The organism is Flavobacterium magnum (assembly GCF_003055625.1).
Lineage (GTDB): Bacteria > Bacteroidota > Bacteroidia > Flavobacteriales > Flavobacteriaceae > Flavobacterium > Flavobacterium magnum.
Genome location: NZ_CP028811.1, coordinates 2,731,733 through 2,758,079 on the forward strand (window position 1 = coordinate 2,731,733; position 26,347 = coordinate 2,758,079).

Genomic DNA, 26,347 nt, shown 5'->3' on the forward strand with positions numbered 1-26,347 from the left:
GTATCGGTTGATAAGTTGATTGGGGTTTAACTTTTATTTTCCGATATTTTTTTGTCACTTAGCTGACAGCGTCCGTTGCGGTATGGTTTTTGTAATTGCAGCAGATATTCATTAAATTTACAATAACAATCTTATTTATTATGGATGATAATTTTTCACCAAGAGTAAAAGATGTCATTACTTACAGTAAGGAGGAAGCACTGCGCCTGGGTCACGATTTTATCGGGACCGAGCACCTGATGCTTGGCATCCTGCGTGACGGAAACGGAAAAGCGATCAATATACTCAACAACCTGTCTGTCGATCTTGAGCATTTGCGACGCAAAGTCGAAATCCTGAGCCCTGCGAGTCCGGCAGTTGAAGTCAGTAACGAAAAGAAAAACCTGCACCTGACGCGTCAGGCGGAGCGCGCTTTAAAGACGACGTTCCTTGAGGCAAAAGTTTTCCAGAGTTCTTCCATCAGTACCGCACATCTTTTATTATGCATACTGCGAAACGAAAATGACCCTACAACCAAGCTGTTGAACAAGATGAAAATCGATTATGATACAGCCAAAGAACAATATTTAAATATGACGCCAAACGAAGAAGAATTTTTAGACAATTTGCCAAAGAACGAATCCTACAATGACGATTCAGGACAAGATGACAGCCTAAAAGAAGGCAGTTTCAACAATCCCGCCAATAAGTCCAACAAGAAATCGAAAACGCCCGTGTTGGACAATTTCGGAAGGGATTTAACGGAAATGGCCGAAGAAGGCAAGCTAGATCCTGTTGTAGGACGCGAGAAGGAAATCGAAAGGGTTTCCCAAATCCTGAGCCGTCGCAAGAAAAACAACCCGCTGCTGATCGGCGAACCCGGCGTGGGTAAATCGGCCATCGCTGAAGGGCTCGCTTTGCGCATTATCCAGAAAAAAGTGTCCCGCATCCTTTTCAACAAGCGTGTGGTGACGCTTGATTTGGCCAGCCTGGTTGCGGGTACAAAATACCGCGGGCAGTTTGAGGAACGGATGAAAGCCGTGATGAACGAACTCGAAAAGAATGACGACATTATCTTATTCATTGATGAGATCCACACCATCGTGGGCGCCGGCGGCGCAACAGGTTCACTGGATGCTTCGAACATGTTCAAGCCTGCGCTGGCGAGAGGCGAAATTCAATGTATCGGTGCCACGACGCTTGACGAGTACCGTCAATACATTGAAAAAGATGGTGCGCTCGAAAGGCGATTCCAGAAGGTCATCGTAGAACCGACCTCTGTTGAGGAGACTATTACGATCCTGAACAACGTCAAGAACAAGTATGAGGACCACCATAATGTCACTTATACGCCGGAAGCTATTGAAGCATGCGTAAAATTGACCAACAGGTACATGTCTGAGCGTTTCCTTCCGGACAAAGCCATCGACGCAATGGATGAAGCCGGTTCGCGCGTGCACATCACCAATATCGATGTCCCTAAACAAATTCTGGACCTCGAGCGCCAATTGGAGGAAGTGCGTGAGCTGAAGAACAACGTCGTCAAAAAACAGAAATATGAAGAGGCCGCCAAGCTGCGCGATGATGAGAAGCGAATCGAAAAAGACCTTGCCATCGCACAGGAGCAATGGGAAGAGGAGTCCAAAAGCAACCGCATCCAGGTGACTGAGGACAACGTTGCCGACGTGGTTTCGATGATGACCGGAATCCCCGTGAACCGGATCGCACAGACTGAAAGTAATAAATTAGCCAAGCTTCCGGAACTCATTACAAATAAAGTGATTGGACAGAATGACGCGGTGCTTAAAATCGCGCGATCGATCCAAAGAAACCGCGCCGGATTGAAGGATCCTAATCGTCCTATCGGGTCATTCATTTTCCTGGGGCAAACCGGTGTTGGTAAGACGCAGTTGGCGAAAGTCCTGGCTAAAGAATTATTCGATTCAGAAGATGCGTTGGTTCGCATCGACATGAGTGAATACATGGAGAAATTCGCCATCTCCAGGTTGGTTGGTGCGCCTCCGGGGTATGTTGGATACGAAGAAGGCGGTCAGCTTACTGAAAAGGTGAGACGTAAACCGTATTGCGTTGTGCTCTTGGACGAGATTGAAAAGGCACACCCCGATGTGTTCAATATGATGCTCCAGGTTCTGGATGACGGTTATTTAACGGACAGCCTTGGTCGCAAAATTGATTTCAAGAATACGATTATCATAATGACTTCGAACATCGGAGCCAGACAATTGAAAGACTTCGGTCAGGGCGTTGGTTTTGGCACTTCAGCGAAGATTTCGCAGGCTGATGAACATTCGAAAAGCGTAATTGAAAACGCTTTGAAAAAATCATTTGCGCCCGAGTTCCTTAACCGGATTGATGATGTGATTGTCTTCAACCCGCTTGAAAAACACGATATCGACCAGATTATTGAAATCGAGCTCAGGAAACTGTATGCCAGGATTGCCGATCTGGGTTACAAACTGAACCTGTCGGACAGGGCCAAAGCATTCATTGCAGATAAAGGTTTTGACAAGCAATTCGGTGCGAGGCCTTTGAAAAGAGCCATTCAGAAGTATGTCGAAGACGCTTTGGCGGAAGAGATCATTACGTCAAAAATTGGAAACGGTGACGAGATTTACATGGATCTTGAAGACGATACCGCTCAGGAACTCACTGTTAAGGTTCAGAAAGCCGAAGAGCCTACAAACTAAAATAATGTGTTATAATTTTCAAACCCCTGGATAAATTTCAGGGGTTTTTCTTTTTATAATTATCGATTCAGCATACATTTGAATAAAATAATTGCCCGCAAATGCAACCAGAAAAAGTCATTGTCGGAAGCGAGGAATGGTGCTCCTTCCCTGCCCTAGGAATTCCAACCATCAAGGCCCGTGTTGACTCGGGCGCAAAAACGTCGGCGCTGCACGCGATCAACATCGCGCCATTCCTGAAAGAAGGTGAAAACTGGGTACGATTTGATATCAATCCGATACAGAATAATGTCAAAACCGTCATCCATTGTGAGTCAAAGCTCATCGACAAGCGGGTGGTGAAAAGCTCGAGCGGATTCCGTGAACAGCGGTATGTCATCGGATCGGAACTTGAAATCGGCGGCAAACGCTGGCAAATTGAAATCACATTAACCAACCGGGATTCCATGGGTTTCCGAATGCTTCTCGGTCGGGAGGCCATGAGCGGCAGGATTTTGGTCGATCCTGAGGAAAAATATCTTTTGGGCGAACCCACATCAGACAGCCTGAGGGAAATTTACAAGGCGGCAGTGACACGGCAGGGCGGACTCCGTATCGGTGTTCTTGCCAGCAACCCCGAACTATACAGCAACAAACGGATTATGGAGGCCGGCGAAATGCGCGGGCACGAAATGCATTTCCTGAATATCAAGGAATGCTACATGAGGCTCGACGCCACCACTCCCGAAATCCATTATCGCGGCGGAAGGGTGCTCGACGATTTCGATGCCATCATCCCAAGAATCAGGCCCAGCATCACTTTCTACGGTTGTGCGCTCACACGACAATTTGAAGCGCTGAAAGTCTATTGCCTGAATTCTGCCGCAGCAATCACCCAATCAAGGGACAAACTGTTTTCGTTGCAATTGCTCTTAAATCATGGCGTTGACATCCCCACAACGGGATTTGCGAATTCGCCATTGGATACGACCGACCTGATTAAGATGGTGGGCGGGCCGCCAATTATTGTGAAGCTGCTGGAAGGCACGCAGGGAAAAGGTGTCGTTTTGGCAGAAACAAAAAAAGCTGCAGAAAGTGTCATCAATGCCTTCAAAAGCCTCAATGCCAATATCCTCGTACAGGAATTCATCAAGGAAGCCAATGGAAAGGACATCCGTTGTTTCGTTATCGATGGCAAAGTCGTTGCGGCAATCCAGCGCGAAGCACTGCCGGGGGAATTCCGCGCCAACATCCATTTGGGCGGCACCGCCTCAGTAATCAAAATTACCGCTGAGGAGAAACGCATCGCCATCAAGGCCGCCAAAGCCATGGATCTCAAGGTGGCCGGTGTCGACATCATACGCTCCTCCAAAGGACCGTTGCTGTTAGAGGTAAACTCGTCGCCCGGTCTCGAAGGCATAGAAGGGGCTACCAATAAGGACATCGCCGGCGAAATGATCCTGGCAATCGAAGCCCATTTCAAGAACAAACCTTTGAAAAAGAAAACCGTCCATGAACCCTTATCTTGACATTGCATTGCGCAGCGCGACCGTATATGTTTTTATGGTGGTGGCCCTGCGTATTTTCGGAAAGAAGGAATTGTCTCAGCTCAACACCGCCGATGTGGTCCTTATTTTACTGATCAGCAACTCTGTGCAAAATGCGATGGTGGGTACCGACAGTACACTGTGGGGCGGACTCTGTGCCGCATTCATCCTGTTCTTCCTGAATTTCCTGCTTAAGAAACTGATTTTCCGGTATAAGTCGGTTAGCGCCCTTTTACAGGAAAAGCCTCAAATCCTTGTCCACAATGGCAAACCCGATTACAGGATGCTTTCCCACGAAAACATTTCGCATGACGAATTGATGGAAGCCATACACGAACATGGCATTGAAAATCTCAAAGACGTAAAATGGGCCATCCTGGAAATGGATGGCAATATCAGCATCATTTCGGGCGACAGCAAGCTGAGCCAGACGCATTATAAACGCAGGAAAAACCGAAAAAGCCTTACCCGGATGTCCTAGGGATTCAGTTTTGGCGTAAAATCAATGAAATTATCCGCATCGTCAAAAAACATGTAACTGCTGACCAGCGTATCTTTCCCTTCAAGAACAAATACGTGCGCCTGATAAAAAACCTTCTTCGTGCCGGCTGCCATCAACGCCTGGTACGTTTTCTTTTTCTCGGTGTAACGGTGCAGTTCATACTGACAGTCTGCAGATACGCAGGGCGTAATGTTGCTGATCATGCGATCGGCTTTGCGGTACAATATACCATAAACCTGTTGCGGATTGGTCTCTGTAATGGCAATCTGTGCTTTGTCGGCATACGCCGCAGCCCCATCGAGCTTTTTCATCTGTTCCCGGACTGCCTGTTCCTGTTTGGCATATTTTGATTCAGTGCAGGCAAATACAATGAGAATGGCAAGGAATGGCAACGCTTTTTTCATGTCTTTGGTTTTTCCCAAAAGTACATTTTTTCCCAAAATAAAAGAGAGGCACTTTGCGGAAAAGGCCTCTCTATCGTAGCTTTCAATGCAATCGGCTGTTAACGTTGACAGTACTTTGCCTTCAGCACATTACGGGAGTGGAGATATCCGTTACCTGTAATGTCCTTATCATCAGTTCGCTACGAGATAAAAATACAAAAAAATAACTGCCGGGAAGGACCGCCGCCTTAATTTATTCTTTTTTTAACATTTAATGTACTCAGGTCGCGATACTTAGGAACGCTTTGCCAAGCGTGGAAATGATATCTGAAGCGATAAAGGATTCTGTGCCGGTTTCGGGCAGTGCGATGTCGGCGGTAAGCCCGTGGAGGTAGACGCCCAATACGGCCGCATCAACAGGCAGATATCCCTGCGCCCGCAGTGAGGTGATGATGCCCGTAAGGACATCGCCGCTTCCAGCCGTAGCCAGCGCTGCGTTCCCTGTGGTATTTTCGTAAACCGTATCGCCGTCAACGATTCGTGTCGGTGCACCCTTCAACACCATAACAACCTCATAGCGTTTTGAAAATGCTATTGCCTCCTCCACTAGTAGTTCCCGGGTGTCGCGCTTGCCGAGCAGGCGTTCCAGTTCCTTAGGGTGCGGCGTAAGTATGGTGCCGGGCGTTAAAAAAGCCCGGGATTTTGGAAGTGACGATAACATATTTAAACCATCAGCATCAATTACCAAGGGTATTTCGTTTGTTTTCAGAAATTTATAAAATGCGGTTTTTGTTTTGGCTTCCTGCCCCATTCCGGGTCCGATACCGATGGCCTGCGGTTTAATGGGTAGCTGTATATTGGTGATGGTAAGCCGGTTTATGTCGGTGACTACCATGACCTCCGGGATTGAAGCCTGCAGGCTATCGTAGCCGCATTTCGGAACATACGCAGTGACGAGTCCGCAGCCTGACTTTAGCGCTGCTTTTGCCGAAAGCGAAACAGCCCCGATCTTACCGTAGCTTCCACCGATAATCAATGCATCGCCGCGCGTCCCTTTATGATCGGTGGAGCCTGCGGGACGGTATATCTTCCTTATAATTTCGGAGGTGACGGTGATGGTTTTCATATCCTAAATATACGAATAATCGTCATTTTGTGTCGGTCTGCAGCCCCGATGGCAGCGGTATCCTTTTTCCCGCTTCTGTAGCGGGGAAAAGATTTAGCGGACAGCGGGAAAAGCTGCCCGGAAAATAATCAATAAATTAATAAAAAATGATATTTTAGCGGGACAAACTTTTATCAATACAAGAATGAAAAATACCGCGTTGACACACGTCCACGAAAGCCTTGGGGCGAAAATGCTGCCGTTTGCAGGGTACAATATGCCGATTACTTATGAGGGCGTAAATGCCGAACACGAAACTGTGCGCACCGGAGTTGGTGTTTTCGATGTATCGCACATGGGCGAATTTTTCCTGTCCGGACCGAATGCGCTGGCGCTGATACAGAAAGTGACTTCAAACGATGCTTCCGTTTTGACTATCGGGAAGGCGCAATATTCCTGTTTGCCAAATGATCAGGGTGGCATCGTGGATGACCTGATCGTATACCGGATGGCAGATGAGGAATACCTGCTGGTCGTTAACGCCTCGAACATTGAAAAGGACTGGGAGTGGATTTCAGCGCACAACGATTTGGGCGTAACAATGGAAAACCGTTCTGACGATTATTCGCTGCTCGCTGTTCAGGGCCCTAAGGCGGTGGAAGCCATGCAGGCTTTGTCGTCACTGGACCTGTCGCAGATTCCGTACTACCATTTTGCCGTTGGCGATTTTGCGGGTTTTGATGACGTCATTATTTCGGCAACAGGGTATACCGGCTCGGGCGGATTCGAGATTTATTGCAAGAATGACCAGGCCGAAACTGTGTGGAACAAGGTTTTTGAAGCCGGTGCCGCTTATGGCATCAAGCCGATCGGTTTGGCTGCGCGCGATACGCTAAGGCTAGAGATGGGATTCTGCCTTTACGGAAATGACATCAACGATACCACATCGCCGCTTGAGGCCGGTTTGGGCTGGATTACCAAGTTCAGCAAGGATTTTACGAATTCTGAACACCTGAAGAAACAAAAGGAAGAAGGTGTGAAACGCAAGCTCGTTGGTTTTGAGTTATCGGAACGGGGCGTGCCGAGACATGACTATGACATCGTAGACAAAGACGGGAATGCCATCGGGATTGTAACTTCCGGTACAATGGCGCCATCATTGAATAAAGGCATCGGACTTGGGTATGTGACGACAGCGCACAGTGCCCCTGACAGCGAAATTTTTATCCGGATCCGGAAAAATGACGTACCTGCCAAAGTGGTGAAACTGCCGTTTTACAAAAAATAAATGCATGAAGAGACTACTACCCGTGTTACTGCTTTGCCAATTATCGCTGTATGCGCAGGACAGCAGCAGGGCCTGTGAGTTGGTTTCAAAAATAAATACGCTGGTACAGCGGGAGCATTATAAGCCAAAGCCGATCGACGACAGTCTTTCGGCTTATGTTTTTGATGACATGATGGACCGCCTGGATATCGGTCGCAATATTTTCAGCAAAAAGGACTACGACAAACTAGCGGTTCACCGGTATAAGATTGACGATTACCTTACAGACGGCCGTTGCGGATTCCTGGATGAGTTTGCTGAAACATGGAAATCGGCCCTTATGCGAAAGCAGCAGACCATTGAAGCACTGCGCAGCGTGGCTTTCGATTATCAGTCAAAAGACAGCGTCAAGTTCAGCAAAAAGAATTTCGATTTTGACCTTGCTGAAAATGATTTTGGACGGGTCTGGCAAAAAAGGCTGCGATTTGAAATCCTCGATGATATTTCAAAAACCAGTAAAGATCTCGATTCGCTGAAGCAGCATTTTACTGCACTGGAGAAGGCATCCAAGGCGAAAGTTTTTGATACCAACCTGTGTAAAGTCAGCAGCATCCTCGAAAACAAAAAAGGCCTTGAGTACCAGTTGCAGGGATTTTTCCTGGACGCCTTCTGTAATTACTTCGATCCGCATTCGAATTATTTTTCACTCGACGCCAGATCGAGTTTCCTTTCGGGGCTCTCGACGAGCAACCTCTCGCTCGGCCTTGACATCGCCTTAAACGAAAAAGAGGAAATTATTGTAGGCGACGTCATCCCCGGCGGACCCGCAGCGCGTAGTGAAAAATTTGAAAAAGGAGACAACATCATCAAAGTTGCCAACGCAAAAGGCGAAGCGTATTGGGTTTCATGCACCTCACTGGAAACCATAGGCGAAATGATATTTGCCGATACGAGCCGTGAGCTGACCATCACGCTGCGCAAAAAAAACGGCAATACCGCAGAGGTCCGATTGCAGAAAGAAATTATGAAGGCTCGTGAAAACAGCGTGTACAGCTACATTGCTGAAAAAAATGGCACGCGCGTGGGCTACATCAACATTCCCAATTTCTACTCTGATTTTGAAAACAACAGTCCATACGGTTGCGCCGATGATGTGGTTAAAGAAATCATCAAGCTGCAGGATGACAAGGTCGACGGTATCGTAATCGACCTACTTGATAACGGCGGCGGATCTATGGAGGAAGCAATCAGGCTTGTCGGGATGTTTATTGATGTCGGCCCGGTTTCCATACTCACGAATAATAAGGGGAGGCAGGAAATCCTTAAAGACACCAACCGCGGCATGGCGTACACTGGGCCCGTCGTGATCCTGGTGAATGGGTTTTCAGCGTCGGCGAGTGAATTCTTCTCAGCGGCTATGCAGGATTACAACCGCGCTTTTGTGATTGGCGCGCCTACTCTAGGCAAGGCGACAATGCAGACCATCATGCCGTTGGACAATAAAAATGAGGACTTTGTCAAGCTTACGGTTGAAAAGTTTTACCGCATTACAGGGGAAAGCGGGCAAATCAGGGGTGTCATCCCTGACATCGAGTTGCCGATGCTCTTTGATGGCGTGATCAAACGGGAAGATGGCTTTAAAACCGCTTTGGTACACGATTCGATTACGACAAATGCGCGTTTTCGGCGATTGCTTATTCCAAATAAAGAGCGTGTTTTGAGCCTCAGCAAAGCGCGCGTCCAGCATGACCCCAGATTGACTGAACTTCGCCATTACAACGAGGAGATCGACCGGATGTATGAAAAGCAGCGGGGCCCGATCAGGCTTACGCTGACCGATGTCTTCAAAGATGTACATGAAATTGATCCGCTTTGGGACAAGGTCAGGGAAATCACGGAAAGGCCTGCCGGAATGGCCGTAATCAACACCACTTACGAAACGACGAAAATGGGTTCAGATGCGTTCGAAAAAGAAATCAATGCGTATAAAATTAAGGACGTCAAAACCAGCCCGTACCTTGAGGAGGCCATCAATATCATCCGGGATTACAAGGACTTCCTGAAAATGAACTAAACAAGAACCAAAACAAATGAAAGCAAAATGCATCCTGCTGCTACTGTTGGCAGCCTCGTTATCCGCTCACAGCCAGACGTTCAATACCCCTGTCGAATACTTGAATTACATCGGTAAGGAATCGGCGAACATTTCGAAATCAACCTGGAAATACATGGATGCCGTCGCGCACAGCAAAAGAGCACGAAAAATCAATAATACGCGGGAGGCGTTAGTCAAAACCATTCAGGCGGCCGCCACAAAAATTCGGGGTTTGAAAGACGGCTACAAAGGCGATGTCGAATACCGTGACCAGGTGCTTGCCTACCTGTCCTTCTCCGAAAATATGATTCAGGAGGAATATGGCAGGGTGATTGATATGCAGGAAGTGGCCGAACAATCCTATGATTATATGGAAGCGTACATCCTTTTACAGGAAAAGATCAACGAGAAATTCAGCGTCGAAATTGGAAAAATCAATGCGGCGCAGGATGCATTCGGATTGAAATACCAAATACAAATGTCGGGTGAAACCAGTGAACTTGGCAAGAAAATCAAGCTTTCCAACGAAGTTTTCGACAACAGGAGTAAACTCTACCTGCTGTTTTTCAAGGTAAACTTTACCGAATCATCAATGATGAAAGCGCTCGAGGCGAAGGATTTGACCGCCGTACAACAAAATGCGAATGCGATGGCGCAGTACGCTGCGGAAGGACTGGAAAGTCTCAAAATATTCAAGCCCTATAAAAACGACCCGATGCTGGTTAACGCGAGTAAGAAATATTTTGAGTTTGCGCAAAAAGAATCCTCGGAGTATGTCCCGAAGGTGGCTGCTTTCATGATGTTGAACCAAAAGTTCGAGGACAGCAAAAAACTATTCGACGCAAAAAGCGACAGCCAGCGTACGAAGGAAGACATCGCGCAATTCAACAAACTCGTCGATGAATTCAACAAAGGAATCAATGAATATAACAAGGTGAACAGCAAGTACAACACCGACCGAAGCACCAACATACAGAATTGGGAGATTACTGCAGACAATTTTGTAGCAAAACATGTGCCTGCGGGATAAAATCATTTGTAAAAACAAGCAGAAACATTATTTTTGCCTGCGTTAAGAAACACACATTATTATGGGAAGAGCGTTTGAGTTCAGGAAAGGCAGGAAAATGAAGCGTTGGTCGGCGATGGCCAAAGCGTTTACACGAATCGGGAAAGACATCGTGATGGCAGTCAAAGAGGGCGGCCCGAATCCGGAAGCCAATTCCAGGCTGCGTGCGGTAATGCAGAATGCCAAAGCAGCCAATATGCCAAAAGAAAATGTCGAGCGTGCGATCAAGAAAGCCACCGACAAAGATACGGCAAACTATAAGGAAGTGTTGTTTGAAGGCTATGCGCCGCATGGTATCGCCTTGCTGATCGAGACCGCCACAGACAATAACAACCGCACTGTAGCCAATATCCGAAGCTATTTCAATAAGTGCAACGGCACGTTAGGCACGCAGGGCTCGGTGGAATTTATGTTTGACCATACCTGTAACTTCCGGATCCCGTCCGATGGAATTGATGTAGAGGAACTCGAACTGGAATTCATTGATTTTGGCGCAGAGGAAATTTTCGCCGATGAAGACGGCATCCTGATTTACGCACCATTTGAGAGCTTCGGCGCAATACAGAAAGAACTCGAGAGCCGCGGCATCGAAATCCTGTCTTCAGGTTTTGAGAGGATTCCGCAAATCACCAAAGAGCTTACCGAAGCCCAGGTTGCCGACGTGGAGAAGCTCATCGAAAAAATAGAAGAAGATGATGACGTCATGAACGTATACCATACGATGCAGGAATAATATGACAGCTTTCCATCGAAAAGCCATCGTTTAAATAAAATGTAAACTCCGGGGGAAACTTCGGAGTTTTTGTTTTTTCAGTAGCGAAATCCGTAGTCTTGCCGGGGCATCGTTGGCAGGCAACGCCCACCCGACTTTATAACTTCCTACTTTTGTAAAAAAATTTACCGAAACTGTAACAACAAAAAATAGCAACAGTCATTCAACTAAACTACTGACAGCATCATTGGACCAAAACCAGTCGCATATCGATAACCTGATACGGTTGTGCAGAGACAACAGCCGTTCCGCGCAGTTCGAACTGTACAATCTCTATTACAAGGCGATGTACAATACGGCGCTGCGTATCGTGAAGGACATACATTGGGCCGAAGATGTCATGCAGGAGTCGTTCCTCAAAGCCTTCACGAAGCTCGATTCGTTTAAAGGCGAAGTGACTTTCGGGTCGTGGCTCAAACGGATTGTAATTAATCACAGCATCGACAACTATAAAAAACTGAACAAACAGGCGTTGTCCCCGATTGAAGACGTGCTTTACAAAGTTGGTGACCATGGGCAGGAACCCGAAGGATTTGATTTTACAGGAATGAAGGCGCAGCAAATCCTGGACACCATCAAATCACTCAAAGACAATTACAGGCTGGCGCTTACCCTGCTTTTCGTAGAAGGCTACGACCAGGAAGAAATCAGCGAGATTATGAATATCAATGCGGGAAATTGCAGGACGCTCATCAGCAGGGCCAAAGAAAGCCTGCGCCAGAAATTAGACAATTTATGAATATGGAATACCACAACAAGAACGGATTCAACATGCCCGATTTTGATATCGAAGAACCACCTATGGGTCACCACCAGCGGTTCCTGGACCGATTGGACGGTAATCTGAAAAGCAAAAAGCGATTTCCTTACCGCATGGTGATGGCGGTTGCCGCATCGATAGTCATCTTTTTAGGACTGTGGATGAATTTCCAGCCCGTCTCAAACGAAAAGCCGATGGCAAAACTGTCAGCCGAAAACAGGGAAACCCAGGAGTATTTCTCCAATGTAATCCGGATGGAACTGGCGTCGCTCAGGAAGGAAAGCAGCCCGGAAGCAAAACCGATCCTAGACGATGCGTTCAGGCAGCTTGAATCACTGGATCACGACTACAACAAATTAATGAAAGAACTTTCAGAAAAAGGCGAAAGCAAACAAATCATCCATGCGATGATCACCAACCTGCAGACGCGGATTTCATTCCTGGAACGGGTGGAGACGCAAATTGACAGAATCAAACAATTTAAAAGTAAATCATCATGAGAACAAAAAGTTTCAGATCTATCGCCGTAACAGTATTCATGCTGAGCGGATGCTTTGCAAGTGCCGGCGACGCGCTGATAAAGAAAGACAAGAAAATCAGCAAGGCTTATAATGTCAATGCCGATGCGATTGCGGACATACAGAATAAATACGGCAATGTGTACGTAGCAACCTGGGACGAAAACAAGATCCAGATTGATGTGGTGATTACAGTGGAAGGCAGGGATGAAAAAAAAGTCGACAAGCGGCTTAACGCCATCGACGTGTCGTTTGAAGCATTGAAGGCAAAAATTTCGGCGAAAACCATTTTCGGGAGTGACGGCGTAAACAACACCAACATGGAAGTCAATTACACCGTAAGAATCCCTAAAAATGGCCGTATCGACCTCGACAATCGGTATGGAAACATCATCGTGGATAGAATTGCCGGAGCAAGCGATATCGACTGCCATTACGGCAACCTGACTGTGGGTGAGCTGCAGGACGACAACAACAACATCCGTTTGAAATACTGTGATAAGGTGACCATAGGCTACGCCAAAACGATGATGCTCGACAGCCAGTACTCCAACACCATTCTTAAAAAAGTGGGAAACATCATTTTCAATGGCGACTATTCCAACCTGAACTGCCAGGATGCCGGAAACGTCATCTACAAGTCAGATTACGGCGAATTGCTGCTCGGCGAGGTGGATGATATTACTATTAAGGGAGACTATATCGGCATTAAGATCGGGAAACTGAATAAAAATCTCGTTTCCAATACCGATTACAGTAACATGAGCATCGGTGTCGCAGCGAAAGCGAACAATATTGCGATAAACGGCTCTTATTCGAATTTCGAAATAAAATACGACACCGATTACAATTTTGATTTTGATATTGTACTGAAATACACAGAATTGAAATCAAGTGGCCTTACCTTCCAAAGCAGGAAAGAATCCGTTTCCTCTGCCGCGTACAAGGGATTTTATAAAACCGCCGGAAAAAACAAACTGAGCATCTCTCTTGAATACGGCGATCTCAAACTAACCAGAATCTAAGGGTTTTAATCATCATACTAATCAAAAAAATTAATCAAAAATGAAAAATGCAGTCAGGGTCTTATGTATTGCAATGTGCTCCATGCTTGCCCATGCCCAGGAAAAAAGGAATCCGGGGCACTTCACGGGAATTGATGTAAGGGGTTCCTTCAATGTTGTGCTGAGCAAAGGCAAGGAAGGCGTTGCGATTTATGCGGATAAGTCAGCACTGGAACACATCAAAACCGAAGTGAGTAACGGCGTATTGGCCTTATTTGTGGAAGGCACGCACCGCATTAAGGGCAACGTCAAAATCGAGGTTTCGTATGAAACATTAGCACAGATTATTTTAAATGGGTCGGGTGACATCACCACAGAAGGAACCATCAACACAGAAGACCTTAAAGTACAGCTTATCGGGTCAGGTGACATTGCGCTCACCGTCGAAGCCAGGAATGTAAAAGCCAGCCTTGACGGATCAGGCGACATCACGCTGCAAGGCAAAGCGACCAATCTCAGTGCGGGAGTAACCGGTTCCGGCAACCTGCTGGCAGGTAGGCTGAAATCCGGGAATGTCCAGGCTGCCGTTGTAGGTTCGGGTGATTGCACCGTATTTGCATCGGAAGCAATCAGGGCCCGTGTAGAAGGCTCAGGAGACATTTCCTATTACGGAAATCCGGCTACGGAAGACACGAAAGTTTCAGGTTCTGGAAGTATCGACAAAAAATAATGTATTGATACGGTTAAAGTTAGTAGTTTGACACAGAACGGAAAGCCCTGGATGAGAGTCCGGGGTTTTTTATCAAAAACTTTGAAGTGGTTCGCTAAAAAAAACTCCGGCCAACAGACCGGAGTTAATATATTTACTAGTTACTTAATGAACTCTATTTTCTGTGCTTCTTCAGCATTGACGCTGTCGAAGAAACCCTGCTCGTTCATCCAGTCGTCACTGAACACCTTGCTCATGTACCGCGAACCATGGTCAGGGAAAATAGCGATGACGTTGCTGTCTTCATTGAATTCGCCCTCTTCGGCATATTGCTTGATGGCCTGCATCACCGCACCCGAAGTATAACCCACAAACAGACCTTCTTTTTTAGCGATTTCCCTTGTGGTATGTGCGCTTTCCTCATCTGTGACTTTCATGAAATGGTCGATGACATCAAAATCAGTAGCCGTCGGGATCAGGTTTTTCCCCAATCCTTCAATACGGTAAGGGTAAATCTCATCGGCATCGAACTCCTTGGTCTCATGGTATTTTTTAAGCACCGATCCAAAAGCATCAACACCGAGGATCCGGATCTCGGGATTCATTTCCTTCAGGTATTTCGCCGCCCCTGAAATGGTACCGCCTGTACCGCTGCACGCAATAAGGTGCGTGATTTTGCCATTGGTCTGTTCCCAGATTTCCGGTCCGGTAGACTTATAGTGGGCGTCGATATTCAATTGGTTGAAATACTGGTTGATGTATACGGAACCTTTGGTTTCCTCGTGCAAACGCTTGGCTACACTGTAGTAGGAACGGTCGTCATCCGCGGAAACATGCGCAGGGCAAACGTAGACTTTAGCCCCAAGGCTGCGCAACATGTCAATTTTGTCTTTTGATGATTTGGAACTTACGGCAAGGATGCAGTTGTATCCTTTGATGATGCTGACCATAGCCAGGCTGAATCCCGTATTTCCTGATGTTGTTTCGATGATGGTATCACCTGGAGAAAGAATACCTTGTTTTTCAGCTTCTTCGATAATGTAAAGGGCAATCCTGTCTTTGGTAGAGTGTCCCGGGTTGAAGGCTTCTACTTTTGCGTAAAAATTTCCCGGTAAAGATTCAGTGATTTTGTTCAGCTTTATAAGAGGTGTATTCCCTATTAAACCTAAAACATTATCGTAAGCTTTTATATCTTCTTTCATAAAATAAATTAGTCAAGGCAGTTTGGCGGTCTTTCGCAGACTTCAAAACATTGCAAATTTAATAAAATATTTTAAACTATCTTTCTATTCCCTCTAAATCTAACAAAAAACTGAATTCCCTGGCCAACTCCTTCAGGGCTTCAAACCGGCCTGAAGCACCACCATGTCCGGCATCCATATTCGTGTCCAGGAACAATAAATTCTTGTCGGTTTTAAACGCCCTGAGCTTGGCCACCCACTTTGCAGGCTCCCAGTATTGCACCTGTGAATCGTGTAAACCCGTGGAAACATACATATTCGGATAGTTCTTCGCCGCAACGTTGTCGTAGGGCGAATACGACTTCATATAATCATAATACGCTTTTTCATTCGGGTTGCCCCATTCATCATATTCCCCGGTGGTCAGTGGGATCGAATCGTCCAGCATGGTGGTGACAACATCCACGAACGGCACCTGTGCGATAACGCCGTGGTATAATTCGGGCGCCATGTTAACTACAGCCCCCATGAGCAGGCCGCCGGCCGAACCGCCTTCGGCATACAAATGGGCTGCTGACGTGTATTTTTCATTGATCAGGAACTTTGAGCAGTCGATGAAATCGGTGAAAGTGTTCTTTTTTTGAAGCAGCTTTCCATTTTCGTACCAATGGCGTCCCAGCTCCTCACCGCCGCGAATATGCGCAATCGCATAGACAAAACCCCTGTCGAGCAGCGACAGCCGCGTTGAGGAAAAATACGGGTCCATCGAAGCGCCATACGACCCATAGGCGTAGAGCAGCGTAGGGTTTTGCCCGTTTTTCTCCAATCCCTTTTTATAAACAACGGAAATCGGGATTTTTGTCCCATCTGCAGCGGTTGCCCAAAGCCGTTCTTCGCAATAATTTTGCTTATCGAAGTTTCCGCCCAAAACCTGTTGCTCTTTCAGGATTTCCTTGTGCCTGGTTTTCATATTAAAATCAATCACCGAGGAGGGCGTGGCCATCGACTGGTAGCTGTAACGCAGCACATCCGTATTGAAATCAACGTTTGTTGTCGTGTAGGCCGTATAGGTCTCACTTTCAAAAGGCAGGTAGTATACCCCTTCCCCATTCCACGGGCGGATCTGGATTTTTGTAAGTCCGTCAGATCGCTCCTCAACAACGAGATAATCCCTGAAAATCTCAATATCTTCAAGCAAAACGTTTTCACGATGCGGAATCAGTTCAGTCCAATGGGCTTTTCCCGTCTTGTTTTCAGGAGTTTGCATCAACTTAAAATTTTCAGCTTTGTCGGCATTGGTACGGATGTAAAAATGGTTCCCGTAATGAGACACCGTATATTCGAGTCCCCGGATCCGTTCCTGAAACACATTGAAATCCGCTTCCGGATGGTCGGCTTCCAGAAACCGGTATTCGGTCGTCAGTGTGCTTCCTGACTCAATCATGATGTATTTGCGGGATTTGGTCTTACTGACTTCCACAGCGAAAGTGTCATCCTTTTCATGGTAAACCAATACATCGTTTATCGGATCCGATCCCGATTTGTGCCTGTACACCTTATCCGAGCGCAGGGTGACTTTATCCTGGCGTGTGTAGAAAATGGTCCGGTTGTCGTTTGCCCAGACTGAGTTTCCTGTCGTATTCTCAATCTCGTCGGGCAAAACCGCGCCTGTGACAAGATTCTTCATTCGGATGGTATAAATACGCCGCCCTACAACATCCACCCCGAATGCCACCTGCATATTGTCAGGACTGATGCTCAGGCCTCCCATATGAAAATACGGATGTCCCGCCGCCAATTCATTACAGTCGAACAAAATTTCCTCTGCTGCGGAAAGACTTCCGTTATGGCGCGCATAAATCGGATAATCCTTGCCGGTTTCATAACGGGTAATATAATAATAACCGTTGTAGAAGTACGGCACCGAACTGTCATCTTCCTTGATACGGGCTTTCATTTCATCAAATAATTCCTGCTGCAGCGGCTTGGTATGCGCCGTCATTTGCTCGTAGTATGCATTTTCCTCTTCTAGGTAACTGATGACATCGGGGTTGTCGCGATCATTGAGCCAGTAATAATTGTCGATGCGTACATCTCCGAACTTCTCTAGCTTTTTTGGAATTTTCTTCGCTACCGGGGCGGGTACATTCTGGGCCATTTGTGAATTGCATTTATTAGTACACGAAGCTGCAAAAGTAAGGTAACGCAAAGCCGTCGCGACTGGTTTTTTCATAAAAAATCAATAGTTGTAACCCGCAATTTAATAAATTTGCAGGTATAACTTCTTAAAATAATCAACATGTTCGGAGACCTGATGGGAATGATGGGCAAACTGCAGGAAGCCCAGAAAAAAGTGGAGGAAACCAAAAAACGCCTCGAGACCGTTTCGATAGAGGAGCAAAGCTACGACGGTTTGCTCAGGGTCAGCGTGAGTGCAAACAATAAGATACGTTCGGTCACCATAGACGATGAATTGTTAAAAGACAAAGAACAATTGGAAGACTACCTCGTGATGGTGCTCAACAATGCCATCGGTAAAGCCACAAAAATAAGCGAAGCTGAATTGGCCGCTGCCGCAAAAGATGGCATGCCTGACATCCCCGGGTTGTTCTAATACAATCGGAGCGGTTTAGAAAATAACGATGTGACATGGGCCATAAATCCAGGTTACCTGATACCGATTCTTTGCAGCGTTTCCCTTACATAATCATGCATCACTTCTTTGTAGTCCAGATGTGTGACGATACGCAGCTTCCCGTGCCCCATCGAGCTGATCAGGATATTCCTTTCTTTTAGCGCCTGAATCAGCTGGTTTTCATCAAGGCCTTTTCTGAGGTTAAAAATCAGGATGTTGGTTTCGACGGGTTCGACTTTCTCCACCCATGGCAGTGATTCCAATAATGTTCCAAGTTCTTTTGCCCTGCGGTGGTCATCGGCAAGCCGCGCTACATGGTGGTCTAACGCATAAATCCCTGCAGCTGCAAGGTAACCTACCTGCCGCATTCCGCCACCAAGGATTTTGCGGATCCGCAACGCACGCTGGATTGTCTTTTGATCGGAAACCAACAATGAACCGATCGGGGCGCCCAGACCTTTTGACAGACAAACTGATATCGTATCAAACATTTGCCCGTAGATTTTAGGGTTTTCGCGGGTCACTACCAAGGCGTTCCACAGACGCGCGCCATCAAGGTGGAATTTGAGGTTGTTTTCAGTACACACTTTCCTGATCTTCGCCAGTTCATTGATGTCATAGCAGGCACCGCCGCCCTTGTTGGTCGTATTTTCAACGCAAACGAGGCTTGTCAGCGGATTGTGGTAAAAGTCCGGCGGATTGATCGCTGCGGCCACCTGTTCTGCGGTAATCATGCCACGATCGCCATCTAGCAGGCAGCAGGACACCCCACTGTTGAACGATACGCCGCCGCCTTCATAATGAAATACATGCGCCCACTTGTCGGCAATAAGCTGCTCGCCGGGTTGGGTATGCAGTTTGATCGCAGTCTGGTTGGCCATTGTCCCCGACGGGAAAAACATTGCAGCTTCCATCCCGAACAGGGCCGCTACCTTAGCTTCAAGCGCGTTGACGGTCGGATCCTGTTTGTATACGTCATCCCCTACTGCTGCCTGGAACATCGACCGGAGCATATCCGGAGTAGGCTTCGTAACGGTATCGCTGACCAAATTTATTTCCATATTCCCGAAAGGTGTCTTATTTTTGCGGAAACAAAATTAAACTATTTATGACAAATACCGAACAAATAAAAGGTATTGTGGAGCGCCTTGGTGCGTTGAGGAGGTACCTTTGACGTTGATGCCAAGCTTATAGAAATTGCCAATGAAGAGGAAAAAACCCTCGCCCCCGATTTTTGGAACAACGCCAAGGAAGCAGAAGCGTATATTAAAGTGCTGAGAGCCAAAAAGAAATGGGTCGAGGACTACGAAAAGGCCGAACAATTGGCTGACGAAGTACAACTGGCCTATGAATTCTTTAAGGAAGGTGAACTGTCCGAGGAAGAACTCGATGACGCGTATCACCATGCCAATTCCCATATTGAGAATATCGAGTTCCGAAACATGCTCTCTGATGAAGGCGATGCACTGAGTGCCGTATTGCAGATCACTGCCGGTGCCGGCGGGACAGAAAGTTGCGATTGGGCCGAAATGCTCATGCGGATGTACATGATGTGGGGCGAACGCAATGGATACAAAATCAAGGAACTTAACTTTCAGGGCGGGGATGTGGCCGGGATCAAGACCGTTACGCTCGAGTTTGAAGGCGATTATTCTTTCGGGTATTTGAAAGGCGAAAATGGCGTGCACAGGCTGGTGCGTATTTCCCCTTTCGATAGCAACGCCAAGCGACACACTTCGTTTGTATCGGTGTACGTTTATCCTCTGGCCGATGATACGATTGAGATTGAAATTAATCCTTCGGACATTTCCTGGGAAACGATGCGTTCCAGCGGTGCCGGTGGTCAGAATGTAAACAAGGTGGAAACTGCGGTGCGCCTGCGCCACCACCCGACCGGCATTATTATCGAGAATTCTGAAACGCGTTCACAACTCGACAACAAGACCAAGGCCATGCAGCTCCTGAAATCGCAGTTGTATGAAATCGAACTGAAGAAAAAGCAGGCGCTGCGCGACGAAATAGAAGCCAAGAAAATGAAGATTGAATGGGGTTCGCAAATCCGAAACTACGTATTGCACCCGTACAAACTGGTGAAAGATGTACGCACCGCTTACGAAACGAGCGACACGGAAGGCGTACTCAACGGTGAGATTGATGAATTCCTCAAAGCCTACCTCATGATGATGGGGCAGAAAGAAGACGACAATTGAATACATTAGATGAAACGCCCGGCAATACCGGGCGTTTTTAATGATATCAAATGATAAAAGTGATCTAATAAATGGTTGCCGTGTTGCGCTTCGCGGCTTTCCCACCCAGCCACGCAAACGGCAGGAATACAATCGTTGAAACAACCGAAAGCCAAAGCGGATGCGGGATCGTTACAACATTGGCAATATTTGCAACGGTCAGCACGATGCCCACGATCACAGCCTGCCTTGCGCGTTTTGAAATCGCCGATGCCACCAATCCCCCAAAAAAAGCGCCGACGGCATAACCCGCCAGCAAAAGCACCGCGGCCATTGCGGGGATAGACTCCATATAAATACGCATTGCTTCGGGATCGTCTGCGCTTACATTATCAGGAAACGGATAAAAATACCCAGTCAAAGTATGTGAGAGGGAAAATAATACGGCCCCGGCCACTACGCCTGATAATACGGCTAAGATTCGTGTCTTCATGGTAACAGTTTTATGCTAATATAAGCATTTCTTTAATTTTGCGAGGCAAAAACCAGACAAACCGGAGCACACAGCGGGATCATTTTTCCGGAAAACGTCAATTTCCCGTTGGTCTTGTCGATGTCAAAAATGACGATATTGTTTGTATACTGATGCGCAACAAGCAGATATTTTCCCGTAGGATCAATGGCAAAATTCCGCGGCCCCTGCCCCATCGTCTTCAACCGCTGCGTAAACCGGAGCCTGGCATCTGCTTGTACTGCGAAAACGGAAATGTCATTTGCATCGCCCCGGTTGGTTGCATAGACGAACCTCCCGTCTGGAGATATGTGGATGTCGGCAGCGCCGGTTTTTCCCCTAAAGCCATCGGCTACGACCGACGTTTCTTCGATTGGTTGCAGGTTTCCATCAGCATAAGCGAAAACTGTAAGCGTGCCATCGAGCTCCTGCAGCAAATACACGAATCTTCCGTCATTGCTGAATGTAAGGTGCCTTGGTCCGCTTCCCGCTTTCACTGACACAGTATTTTTCAGGACCAGGATGCCGTCGTCCGAATCCGGGTTGTAGCGATAGACATACACTTTATCGCTGCCGAGGTCGCTGGCCAGTACATATTTCCTATCGGGTGAAAACTGCACCATATGCAAGTGGGCACTTTCCTGTCGTTGTGCGTCAGGCCCTTTGCCGTCGATTTTTATGACCTGTATCGCCTCGTTGAGCGCACCGAATTTATTTTTCCTGAATACCGAAATACTGCCGCCTGAATAATTGGCGACGATCACATGACGGTCGTCATTGATAATGTAGCAGGGGTCTGCTCCGCCGGCATCCTGCGTACCCATGAAATCTATGCCGCCGTTTCCTTTATTAAAATAGAAAGCACTGACTTTGCTGTCTTTTCCATTTTCATTGACGCTGTAGAGAAACTGATTGTCATCAGATAACGACACGTAACTTGGATTGATTGTTTTATCTGAACTCGATAGTAATTTTAGCTGGGCATCGCGTGAGTCGAAGTCGAAAACATAAATCCCATTGCTTTCACAGGAGTTCGTGTAAGTCCCTACAATCAGTTTAAAATTCTGGGCCTTGGCAAAAGTGAAGGCCAATAATAAGGACAGGAAAATACTTTTCATCATCAACTGGTTTAGCAGATCAAAAGTAACGCTTTTGGCTTTACGGTTCCACTATAATATCCTGGCAAAATCACTGTACCCCTTTAAAAGTTTGCCGGCAGGTCACTTGCAACTCAACCAAAAAACATTACTTTTGGGCAAATTAAATCCCGTGTAACGGAATGCAGTTCAAACACCCTGAAATTCTTTATTTCCTTTTCTTACTGATTGTTCCAATCCTGGTACATTTATTCCAGCTCAGGCGGTTTAAGAAAGAATACTTCACCAATGTCCGCTTCCTTAAGGAACTCTCGATCCAGACACGCAAAAGTTCCAAATTAAAAAAATGGCTGTTGCTGGCCACGCGGTTACTGATCCTTGCTGCCATCATAATAGCATTCGCACAGCCTTTTTTCAAAGCGAAAGACAGCAACCAGGTGACAAACGAAATGTATGTCCTGCTGGACAATTCCTTCAGCATGCAGGTAAAAGGGCAAAAGGGCGAACTGCTGAAACGCGCCGTTGAGGATTTATTGGAGCATGTGCCCGAAAACCAAACCTTTTCGTTACTGACAAACTCGGAAACTTTCTGGAATACCGACATCAAATCAATTCAGAAAGATTTACAGAATCTCAAATACAGCGCAGCACCGTTTCAACTGGACCAGCTGATGGCCAAGGTCAAATCCCGGAAATCCAATTTCAACAAAGACATCGTCATTATCAGTGACGCCGCGGGCATCAGGGAAAAAGACCTGAAAAGCGTCGATAAGGATTTCAATACCTATTTTATTGTCCCGAAAGCCGAGCAGAAAAACAACATGGCCGTCGACAGTGTTTTCATCAACCAGACTTTGGATAAGTTTTACGAGATTGGGGTGAAACTATCAGCCTATGGTGAGCAGGAAAAAGAAACGCCGATCGCAATTTACAACAATGGTAAGCTTATTGCCAAAACGCTTATCCGCATGGACGGGGCACAAAAGACGATGAATTTCTCCATCCCGAAAGCCCAATTTAACGGGTATGTTTCGATCGAAGACAGCGGGATCAGCTACGACAACACCTTGTATTTCACGATATCGGACCCGAAGAAAGTAAACGTCATCAGCATAGGCGAAGCAGACAAGTCGGCGTTTCTGGGGAAGATTTTTACCGAAACCGAGTTCAATTACGCCAATTTCCCTATAGCGGCGCTCGATTACAACCTGTTGCAGAAGCAGGATGCTATCGTGCTGAACGAACTTAAGGACATACCACAGGCTTTACAGGCTACGCTCAGGTCATTTTCGGAAAAAGGCGGCAACATCGTGCTGATCCCTGCCGCGGAAAGTACGGCCGCGAATCTCAATGCGTTTCTGGCCAATTTCGGTTCGATTAAATTTGGCGCGCTGCAAAACACCGAAAAACTCATCACCCAGATTTCTTTCGGACATCCACTGTACAGCGGTGTTTTTGAGAAAAAAGCGGACAATTTTCAGTTTCCGCAGACAAAAGCCTCCTTTTCAGTCACCACAGCCAGTCCCGGCATTTTGAACTACCAGGATAAGAGCACCTTCCTGACCTCGCTGCAGAATCCGCTTTCCTCTGTGTACATTTTCAGCGCGCCAATCAACAAGGTCAACTCCAACTTCCAGAACTCGCCTTTGATCGTGCCCACGTTCTACAATATGGCGCAAAGCATACGCAAAACGGGCGCCGTTGCCCTGACAATCGGAAAAAATCAACCGTACCTCGTCGACGCGAAATTGGATAAGGACGATATTGTCGAACTTAGGAATATACAACAAAACGGTGAAAAATTCATTCCGATACAACAGGCACTCAACGATAAGGTAAAACTTACGTTCAACGATTATCCTCAGTCAGCAGGCAATTACGGTATTTTCAGGCAGGACGAACTGCTGCAGGACATCAGTTTCAATTACGACCGTACTGAAGGCAATCTCGCTGCCGCAGATGAAGAAATGCTATCCGGCTTTAAGGTTATTTCAGACGTGGAAACGGTTTTCGACACCTTGCAGACTGACCGGACCGACAATGAAATCTGGAAATGGTTTGCAGTACTGACGCTGCTCTTCCTGACTGTTGAACTTTTCATTCAAAAATTCGTAAAATGAACCTGATCATCCGAAAAGCCACGATTATCGATCCTGAAAGTCCTTTTCATAAACAAACGGTGGACATTCAGATCAAACAAGGTATGATCAGCGCCATCGCGCACGAAATCGACGCCATCGACGCCGAAGAGCTGATCCTGGAAAACCTGCACATTTCCCGCGGCTGGTTTGACAGCAGCGTGTGTTTTGGCGAACCGGGGTTCGAGGAGCGGGAAACCATCGCAAACGGCCTGCACGTCGCCGGCAAAAGCGGATTCACCGGCATAGCGCTGCAACCCAACACCAGTCCGGTGGTTGACAACCAGGCGCAAATCAGTTTTGTTCTGTCGAAAGCAACCGGCGCCGCCACCGATATTTTCCCGATTGGCGCACTGACCAAGAACAGCGAAGGCAAAGACCTTGCAGAGCTTTTTGACATGACGAATGCAGGAGCAACCGCATTCGGGGATTATGGTAAAAGCCTTGACAACCCTAACCTGCTCAAGATCGCGCTACAGTATGCGCAGGATTTTAATGCCCTTCCGATAGTATTCAATCAGGACAGCAGCCTCAAAGGGAACGGTGTCGCACACGAAGGCATCGTATCGACAAGATTGGGACTGAAAGGGATTCCTGCATTAGCCGAGGAACTGCATGTCGCACGAAACCTTTATGTACTAGAATATACAGGCGGAAAAGTGCACTTCCCGACGATTTCCACAGCAGGGTCTGTGGCATTGATCCGCGAAGCGAAAGCGAAAGGGCTACAGGTGAGTTGCAGCGTGGCGGCACACCATCTGACGATGACCGATGAAAAGCTGGACGGGTTCGATACACGATTTAAAGTATCCCCGCCTCTCAGAAATGAAGAGCACCTTAAAGCATTGATTGAAGGTGTTTTGGATAACACAATCGACATGATAACTTCAGATCATAATCCAATCGATATCGAGCATAAAAAAATGGAATTTGACCTTGCCAAAAACGGCACCATCGGGTTGGAAAGTATTTTCGGGGCATTGATGACGGTGCTGCCCATGGAAGCGGTGGTAAGAAAACTCACTTCAGGACGGCAATTCTTCGGGAAAGCGGCCGAACCCATCACGGAAGGCATTGCGCCCAATATCACGCTGTTCAATCCCGAAGGCAATTGGACGTTCAGCAAAGAATATATCTTGTCCAAATCAAGGAACAGCGCCTTTCTGGGGATGCCCATGAAAGGCAGGGTATACGGAGCCATCAACAACGGAAAATTAGTAATATGATTGATCAGGAAACCATCGATAAGGGCAAAACAGCCGCCATCACCAGTTATATCATGATTATCGGCGTCGTGATCGCGATGTCAATGAACGCGGAGGATAAAAACAGGTTTGCGTCGTTCCACATCCGCCAGGCTTTGGGATTGTCGCTGACATTCATTTCGCTCGGACTCATCATCAGCAACTTCGACAATATGATGATTGCCATGTCGATGTGGGTTTTCATTTCCATCCTCTGGGTGTACTCCATTTTCAGCGCCATCCGGGGTGATATGAGGCCCGTGCCGCTACTCGGGCAATTTTTCCAAAACGCATTCAAAACCATTTCATGAATTCATTGCACTACGTCGTACGCGAACCCAAAACGGTAAAAGAAAAAAATCCGCTGCTGCTGCTGATCCACGGTTACGGGAGCAACGAAGAAGATTTGTTTTCATTTGCGGCGGAGCTTCCCGAATCCTATTATGTCATTTCGGTGCGCGCGCCTTATGATTTGATGTATGGCAGTTACGCTTGGTATGCGATTAACTTTGATGCGGACCAGAACAAATTTTCTGATTATGCGCAGGCAAGGCAGTCCAGGGATTTACTGGTCGCATTTATTGACAAAGTAAAATCGGAATACCCGATAGATGAAAACGAAGTTACGCTGATCGGCTTTAGCCAGGGCTCCATTTTGAGCTATGCCGTGGCGTTGTCCTATCCCGAAAAAATCAAACGCGTGGGGGCATTAAGCGGTTACCTGAGTACGGAAATGCTGGCTGATGATTACAGTCGAAATGATTTCACCGGACTCAGCATGTTTATCTCACACGGCACCGCCGACCAGGTGATACCGGTCGAATGGGCCAGGAAGGCACCCGTCATCCTGACTGAACTCGGCGTGAGAAACGTATACCATGAATACCCGATTGGCCACGGCGTGTCGCCTAAGAATTTTTACGATTTACGGGATTGGCTGACGTCGACCTGAGTA

24 protein-coding genes are annotated in these 26,347 nt (G+C 47.0%); 17 read left to right on the top strand and 7 right to left on the bottom strand.

Annotated features, from left to right (window positions below):
- Nucleotides 1-140 precede the first annotated feature (140 nt).
- The 3 genes from HYN48_RS11585 to HYN48_RS11595 all read left to right on the top strand — a co-directional run bounded on the left by HYN48_RS11585 (nucleotide 141) and on the right by HYN48_RS11595 (nucleotide 4,694).
- Nucleotides 141-2,687 (top strand): ATP-dependent Clp protease ATP-binding subunit, encoded by a 2,547-nt coding sequence (locus tag HYN48_RS11585; RefSeq protein WP_108371884.1) that lies wholly within the window; start codon nucleotides 141-143, stop codon nucleotides 2,685-2,687.
- A gap of 101 nt (nucleotides 2,688-2,788) precedes the next feature.
- Nucleotides 2,789-4,195 (top strand): 30S ribosomal protein S6--L-glutamate ligase, encoded by a 1,407-nt coding sequence (rimK, locus tag HYN48_RS11590; RefSeq protein ID WP_108371886.1) that lies wholly within the window; start codon nucleotides 2,789-2,791, stop codon nucleotides 4,193-4,195.
- Nucleotides 4,179-4,694: a DUF421 domain-containing protein gene (locus HYN48_RS11595; RefSeq protein ID WP_108371888.1), complete on the top strand. Its 516-nt coding sequence runs from the start codon at nucleotides 4,179-4,181 to the stop codon at nucleotides 4,692-4,694. The genes rimK and HYN48_RS11595 overlap by 17 nt, the downstream gene beginning before the upstream one ends.
- Here HYN48_RS11595 and HYN48_RS11600 read toward each other — a convergent pair.
- Together HYN48_RS11600 and HYN48_RS11605 are read right to left on the bottom strand one after the other, a co-directional pair.
- Nucleotides 4,691-5,137, bottom strand: a complete 447-nt coding sequence (locus HYN48_RS11600) for a hypothetical protein (protein WP_146171770.1) — start codon at nucleotides 5,135-5,137, stop codon at nucleotides 4,691-4,693. The genes HYN48_RS11595 and HYN48_RS11600 overlap by 4 nt on opposite strands.
- A 241-nt stretch (nucleotides 5,138-5,378) precedes the next feature.
- Nucleotides 5,379-6,224 carry an NAD(P)H-hydrate dehydratase gene (locus HYN48_RS11605; protein WP_108371892.1) on the bottom strand — a complete coding sequence of 282 codons (846 nt, stop codon included), beginning with the start codon at nucleotides 6,222-6,224 and terminating at the stop codon, nucleotides 5,379-5,381.
- 184 nt (nucleotides 6,225-6,408) lie between these two features.
- On the opposite strand from HYN48_RS11605, the gene gcvT reads away from it, so the two are divergent.
- The 8 genes from gcvT to HYN48_RS11645 all read left to right on the top strand — a co-directional run bounded on the left by gcvT (nucleotide 6,409) and on the right by HYN48_RS11645 (nucleotide 14,418).
- Nucleotides 6,409-7,491, top strand: coding sequence for a glycine cleavage system aminomethyltransferase GcvT (gcvT, locus tag HYN48_RS11610; RefSeq protein ID WP_108371894.1), 1,083 nt, complete (start codon nucleotides 6,409-6,411; stop codon nucleotides 7,489-7,491).
- A gap of 4 nt (nucleotides 7,492-7,495) precedes the next feature.
- Nucleotides 7,496-9,544, top strand: coding sequence for a S41 family peptidase (locus HYN48_RS11615; protein WP_108371896.1), 2,049 nt, complete (start codon nucleotides 7,496-7,498; stop codon nucleotides 9,542-9,544).
- Nucleotides 9,545-9,560: 16 nt separating this feature from the next.
- A complete protein-coding gene (locus tag HYN48_RS11620; protein ID WP_108371898.1) occupies nucleotides 9,561-10,595 on the top strand; it encodes an LIC11966 family surface protein in 1,035 nt (344 codons plus the stop codon).
- 61 nt (nucleotides 10,596-10,656) lie between these two features.
- Nucleotides 10,657-11,367 (top strand): YebC/PmpR family DNA-binding transcriptional regulator, encoded by a 711-nt coding sequence (locus tag HYN48_RS11625; RefSeq protein ID WP_108371900.1) that lies wholly within the window; start codon nucleotides 10,657-10,659, stop codon nucleotides 11,365-11,367.
- Between the two features lie 226 nt (nucleotides 11,368-11,593).
- Nucleotides 11,594-12,145 (top strand): RNA polymerase sigma factor, encoded by a 552-nt coding sequence (locus HYN48_RS11630; RefSeq protein ID WP_108371901.1) that lies wholly within the window; start codon nucleotides 11,594-11,596, stop codon nucleotides 12,143-12,145.
- Nucleotides 12,142-12,666, top strand: a complete 525-nt coding sequence (locus HYN48_RS11635; RefSeq protein ID WP_146171771.1) for a DUF4179 domain-containing protein — start codon at nucleotides 12,142-12,144, stop codon at nucleotides 12,664-12,666. Before HYN48_RS11630 ends, HYN48_RS11635 begins: the two co-directional genes overlap by 4 nt.
- The gene (locus HYN48_RS11640) at nucleotides 12,663-13,709 is read left to right on the top strand and encodes a hypothetical protein (RefSeq protein WP_108371905.1); all 1,047 of its coding nucleotides are present in this window, start codon (nucleotides 12,663-12,665) and stop codon (nucleotides 13,707-13,709) included. Before HYN48_RS11635 ends, HYN48_RS11640 begins: the two co-directional genes overlap by 4 nt.
- Before the next feature lie 40 nt (nucleotides 13,710-13,749).
- Nucleotides 13,750-14,418, top strand: a complete 669-nt coding sequence (locus HYN48_RS11645) for a head GIN domain-containing protein (RefSeq protein ID WP_108371907.1) — start codon at nucleotides 13,750-13,752, stop codon at nucleotides 14,416-14,418.
- A 140-nt stretch (nucleotides 14,419-14,558) separates the two neighbouring features.
- On the opposite strand, the gene capA is transcribed toward HYN48_RS11645, so the two are convergent.
- Nucleotides 14,559-15,599, bottom strand: a complete 1,041-nt coding sequence (gene capA, locus HYN48_RS11650) for a cysteate synthase (protein ID WP_108371909.1) — start codon at nucleotides 15,597-15,599, stop codon at nucleotides 14,559-14,561.
- Nucleotides 15,600-15,675: 76 nt separating this feature from the next.
- Entirely contained in the window at nucleotides 15,676-17,811 is a 2,136-nt protein-coding gene (locus HYN48_RS11655; protein WP_425433093.1) for a S9 family peptidase, read from the bottom strand.
- 66 nt (nucleotides 17,812-17,877) lie between these two features.
- Between HYN48_RS11655 and HYN48_RS11660 the strand changes: the two genes are divergently transcribed.
- Complete coding sequence (locus HYN48_RS11660; RefSeq protein ID WP_108371914.1) at nucleotides 17,878-18,192, top strand: YbaB/EbfC family nucleoid-associated protein; 315 nt, start codon at nucleotides 17,878-17,880, stop codon at nucleotides 18,190-18,192.
- Between the two features lie 53 nt (nucleotides 18,193-18,245).
- On the opposite strand, the gene HYN48_RS11665 is transcribed toward HYN48_RS11660, so the two are convergent.
- Entirely contained in the window at nucleotides 18,246-19,274 is a 1,029-nt protein-coding gene (locus HYN48_RS11665; protein WP_108371916.1) for a threonine aldolase family protein, read from the bottom strand.
- Between the two features lie 47 nt (nucleotides 19,275-19,321).
- Here HYN48_RS11665 and prfB point away from each other — a divergent pair.
- Nucleotides 19,322-20,423 (top strand): peptide chain release factor 2 gene (prfB, locus tag HYN48_RS11670; RefSeq protein WP_146171772.1). Its coding sequence is split into 2 segments (ribosomal slippage): nucleotides 19,322-19,384 and nucleotides 19,386-20,423, totalling 1,101 coding nucleotides; the frame shifts between segments, so codons are not numbered across the junction.
- A 64-nt stretch (nucleotides 20,424-20,487) separates the two neighbouring features.
- Here the strand turns inward: prfB and HYN48_RS11675 are convergent.
- Nucleotides 20,488-20,895, bottom strand: a complete 408-nt coding sequence (locus HYN48_RS11675) for a hypothetical protein (RefSeq protein WP_146171773.1) — start codon at nucleotides 20,893-20,895, stop codon at nucleotides 20,488-20,490.
- Between the two features lie 32 nt (nucleotides 20,896-20,927).
- Entirely contained in the window at nucleotides 20,928-22,034 is a 1,107-nt protein-coding gene (locus tag HYN48_RS11680; protein ID WP_342747845.1) for a lactonase family protein, read from the bottom strand.
- Between the two features lie 158 nt (nucleotides 22,035-22,192).
- On the opposite strand from HYN48_RS11680, the gene HYN48_RS11685 reads away from it, so the two are divergent.
- From HYN48_RS11685 to HYN48_RS11700, 4 genes are read left to right on the top strand one after another with little or no spacing between them, the layout of a single operon-like run.
- Nucleotides 22,193-24,130 carry a vWA domain-containing protein gene (locus HYN48_RS11685; protein WP_108371922.1) on the top strand — a complete coding sequence of 646 codons (1,938 nt, stop codon included), beginning with the start codon at nucleotides 22,193-22,195 and terminating at the stop codon, nucleotides 24,128-24,130.
- Nucleotides 24,127-25,374, top strand: coding sequence for a dihydroorotase (locus tag HYN48_RS11690; RefSeq protein ID WP_108371924.1), 1,248 nt, complete (start codon nucleotides 24,127-24,129; stop codon nucleotides 25,372-25,374). The genes HYN48_RS11685 and HYN48_RS11690 overlap by 4 nt, the downstream gene beginning before the upstream one ends.
- Nucleotides 25,371-25,703: a hypothetical protein gene (locus HYN48_RS11695; protein ID WP_108371925.1), complete on the top strand. Its 333-nt coding sequence runs from the start codon at nucleotides 25,371-25,373 to the stop codon at nucleotides 25,701-25,703. Before HYN48_RS11690 ends, HYN48_RS11695 begins: the two co-directional genes overlap by 4 nt.
- The gene (locus tag HYN48_RS11700; protein WP_108371927.1) at nucleotides 25,700-26,344 is read left to right on the top strand and encodes an alpha/beta hydrolase; all 645 of its coding nucleotides are present in this window, start codon (nucleotides 25,700-25,702) and stop codon (nucleotides 26,342-26,344) included. Before HYN48_RS11695 ends, HYN48_RS11700 begins: the two co-directional genes overlap by 4 nt.
- Nucleotides 26,345-26,347 lie beyond the last annotated feature (3 nt).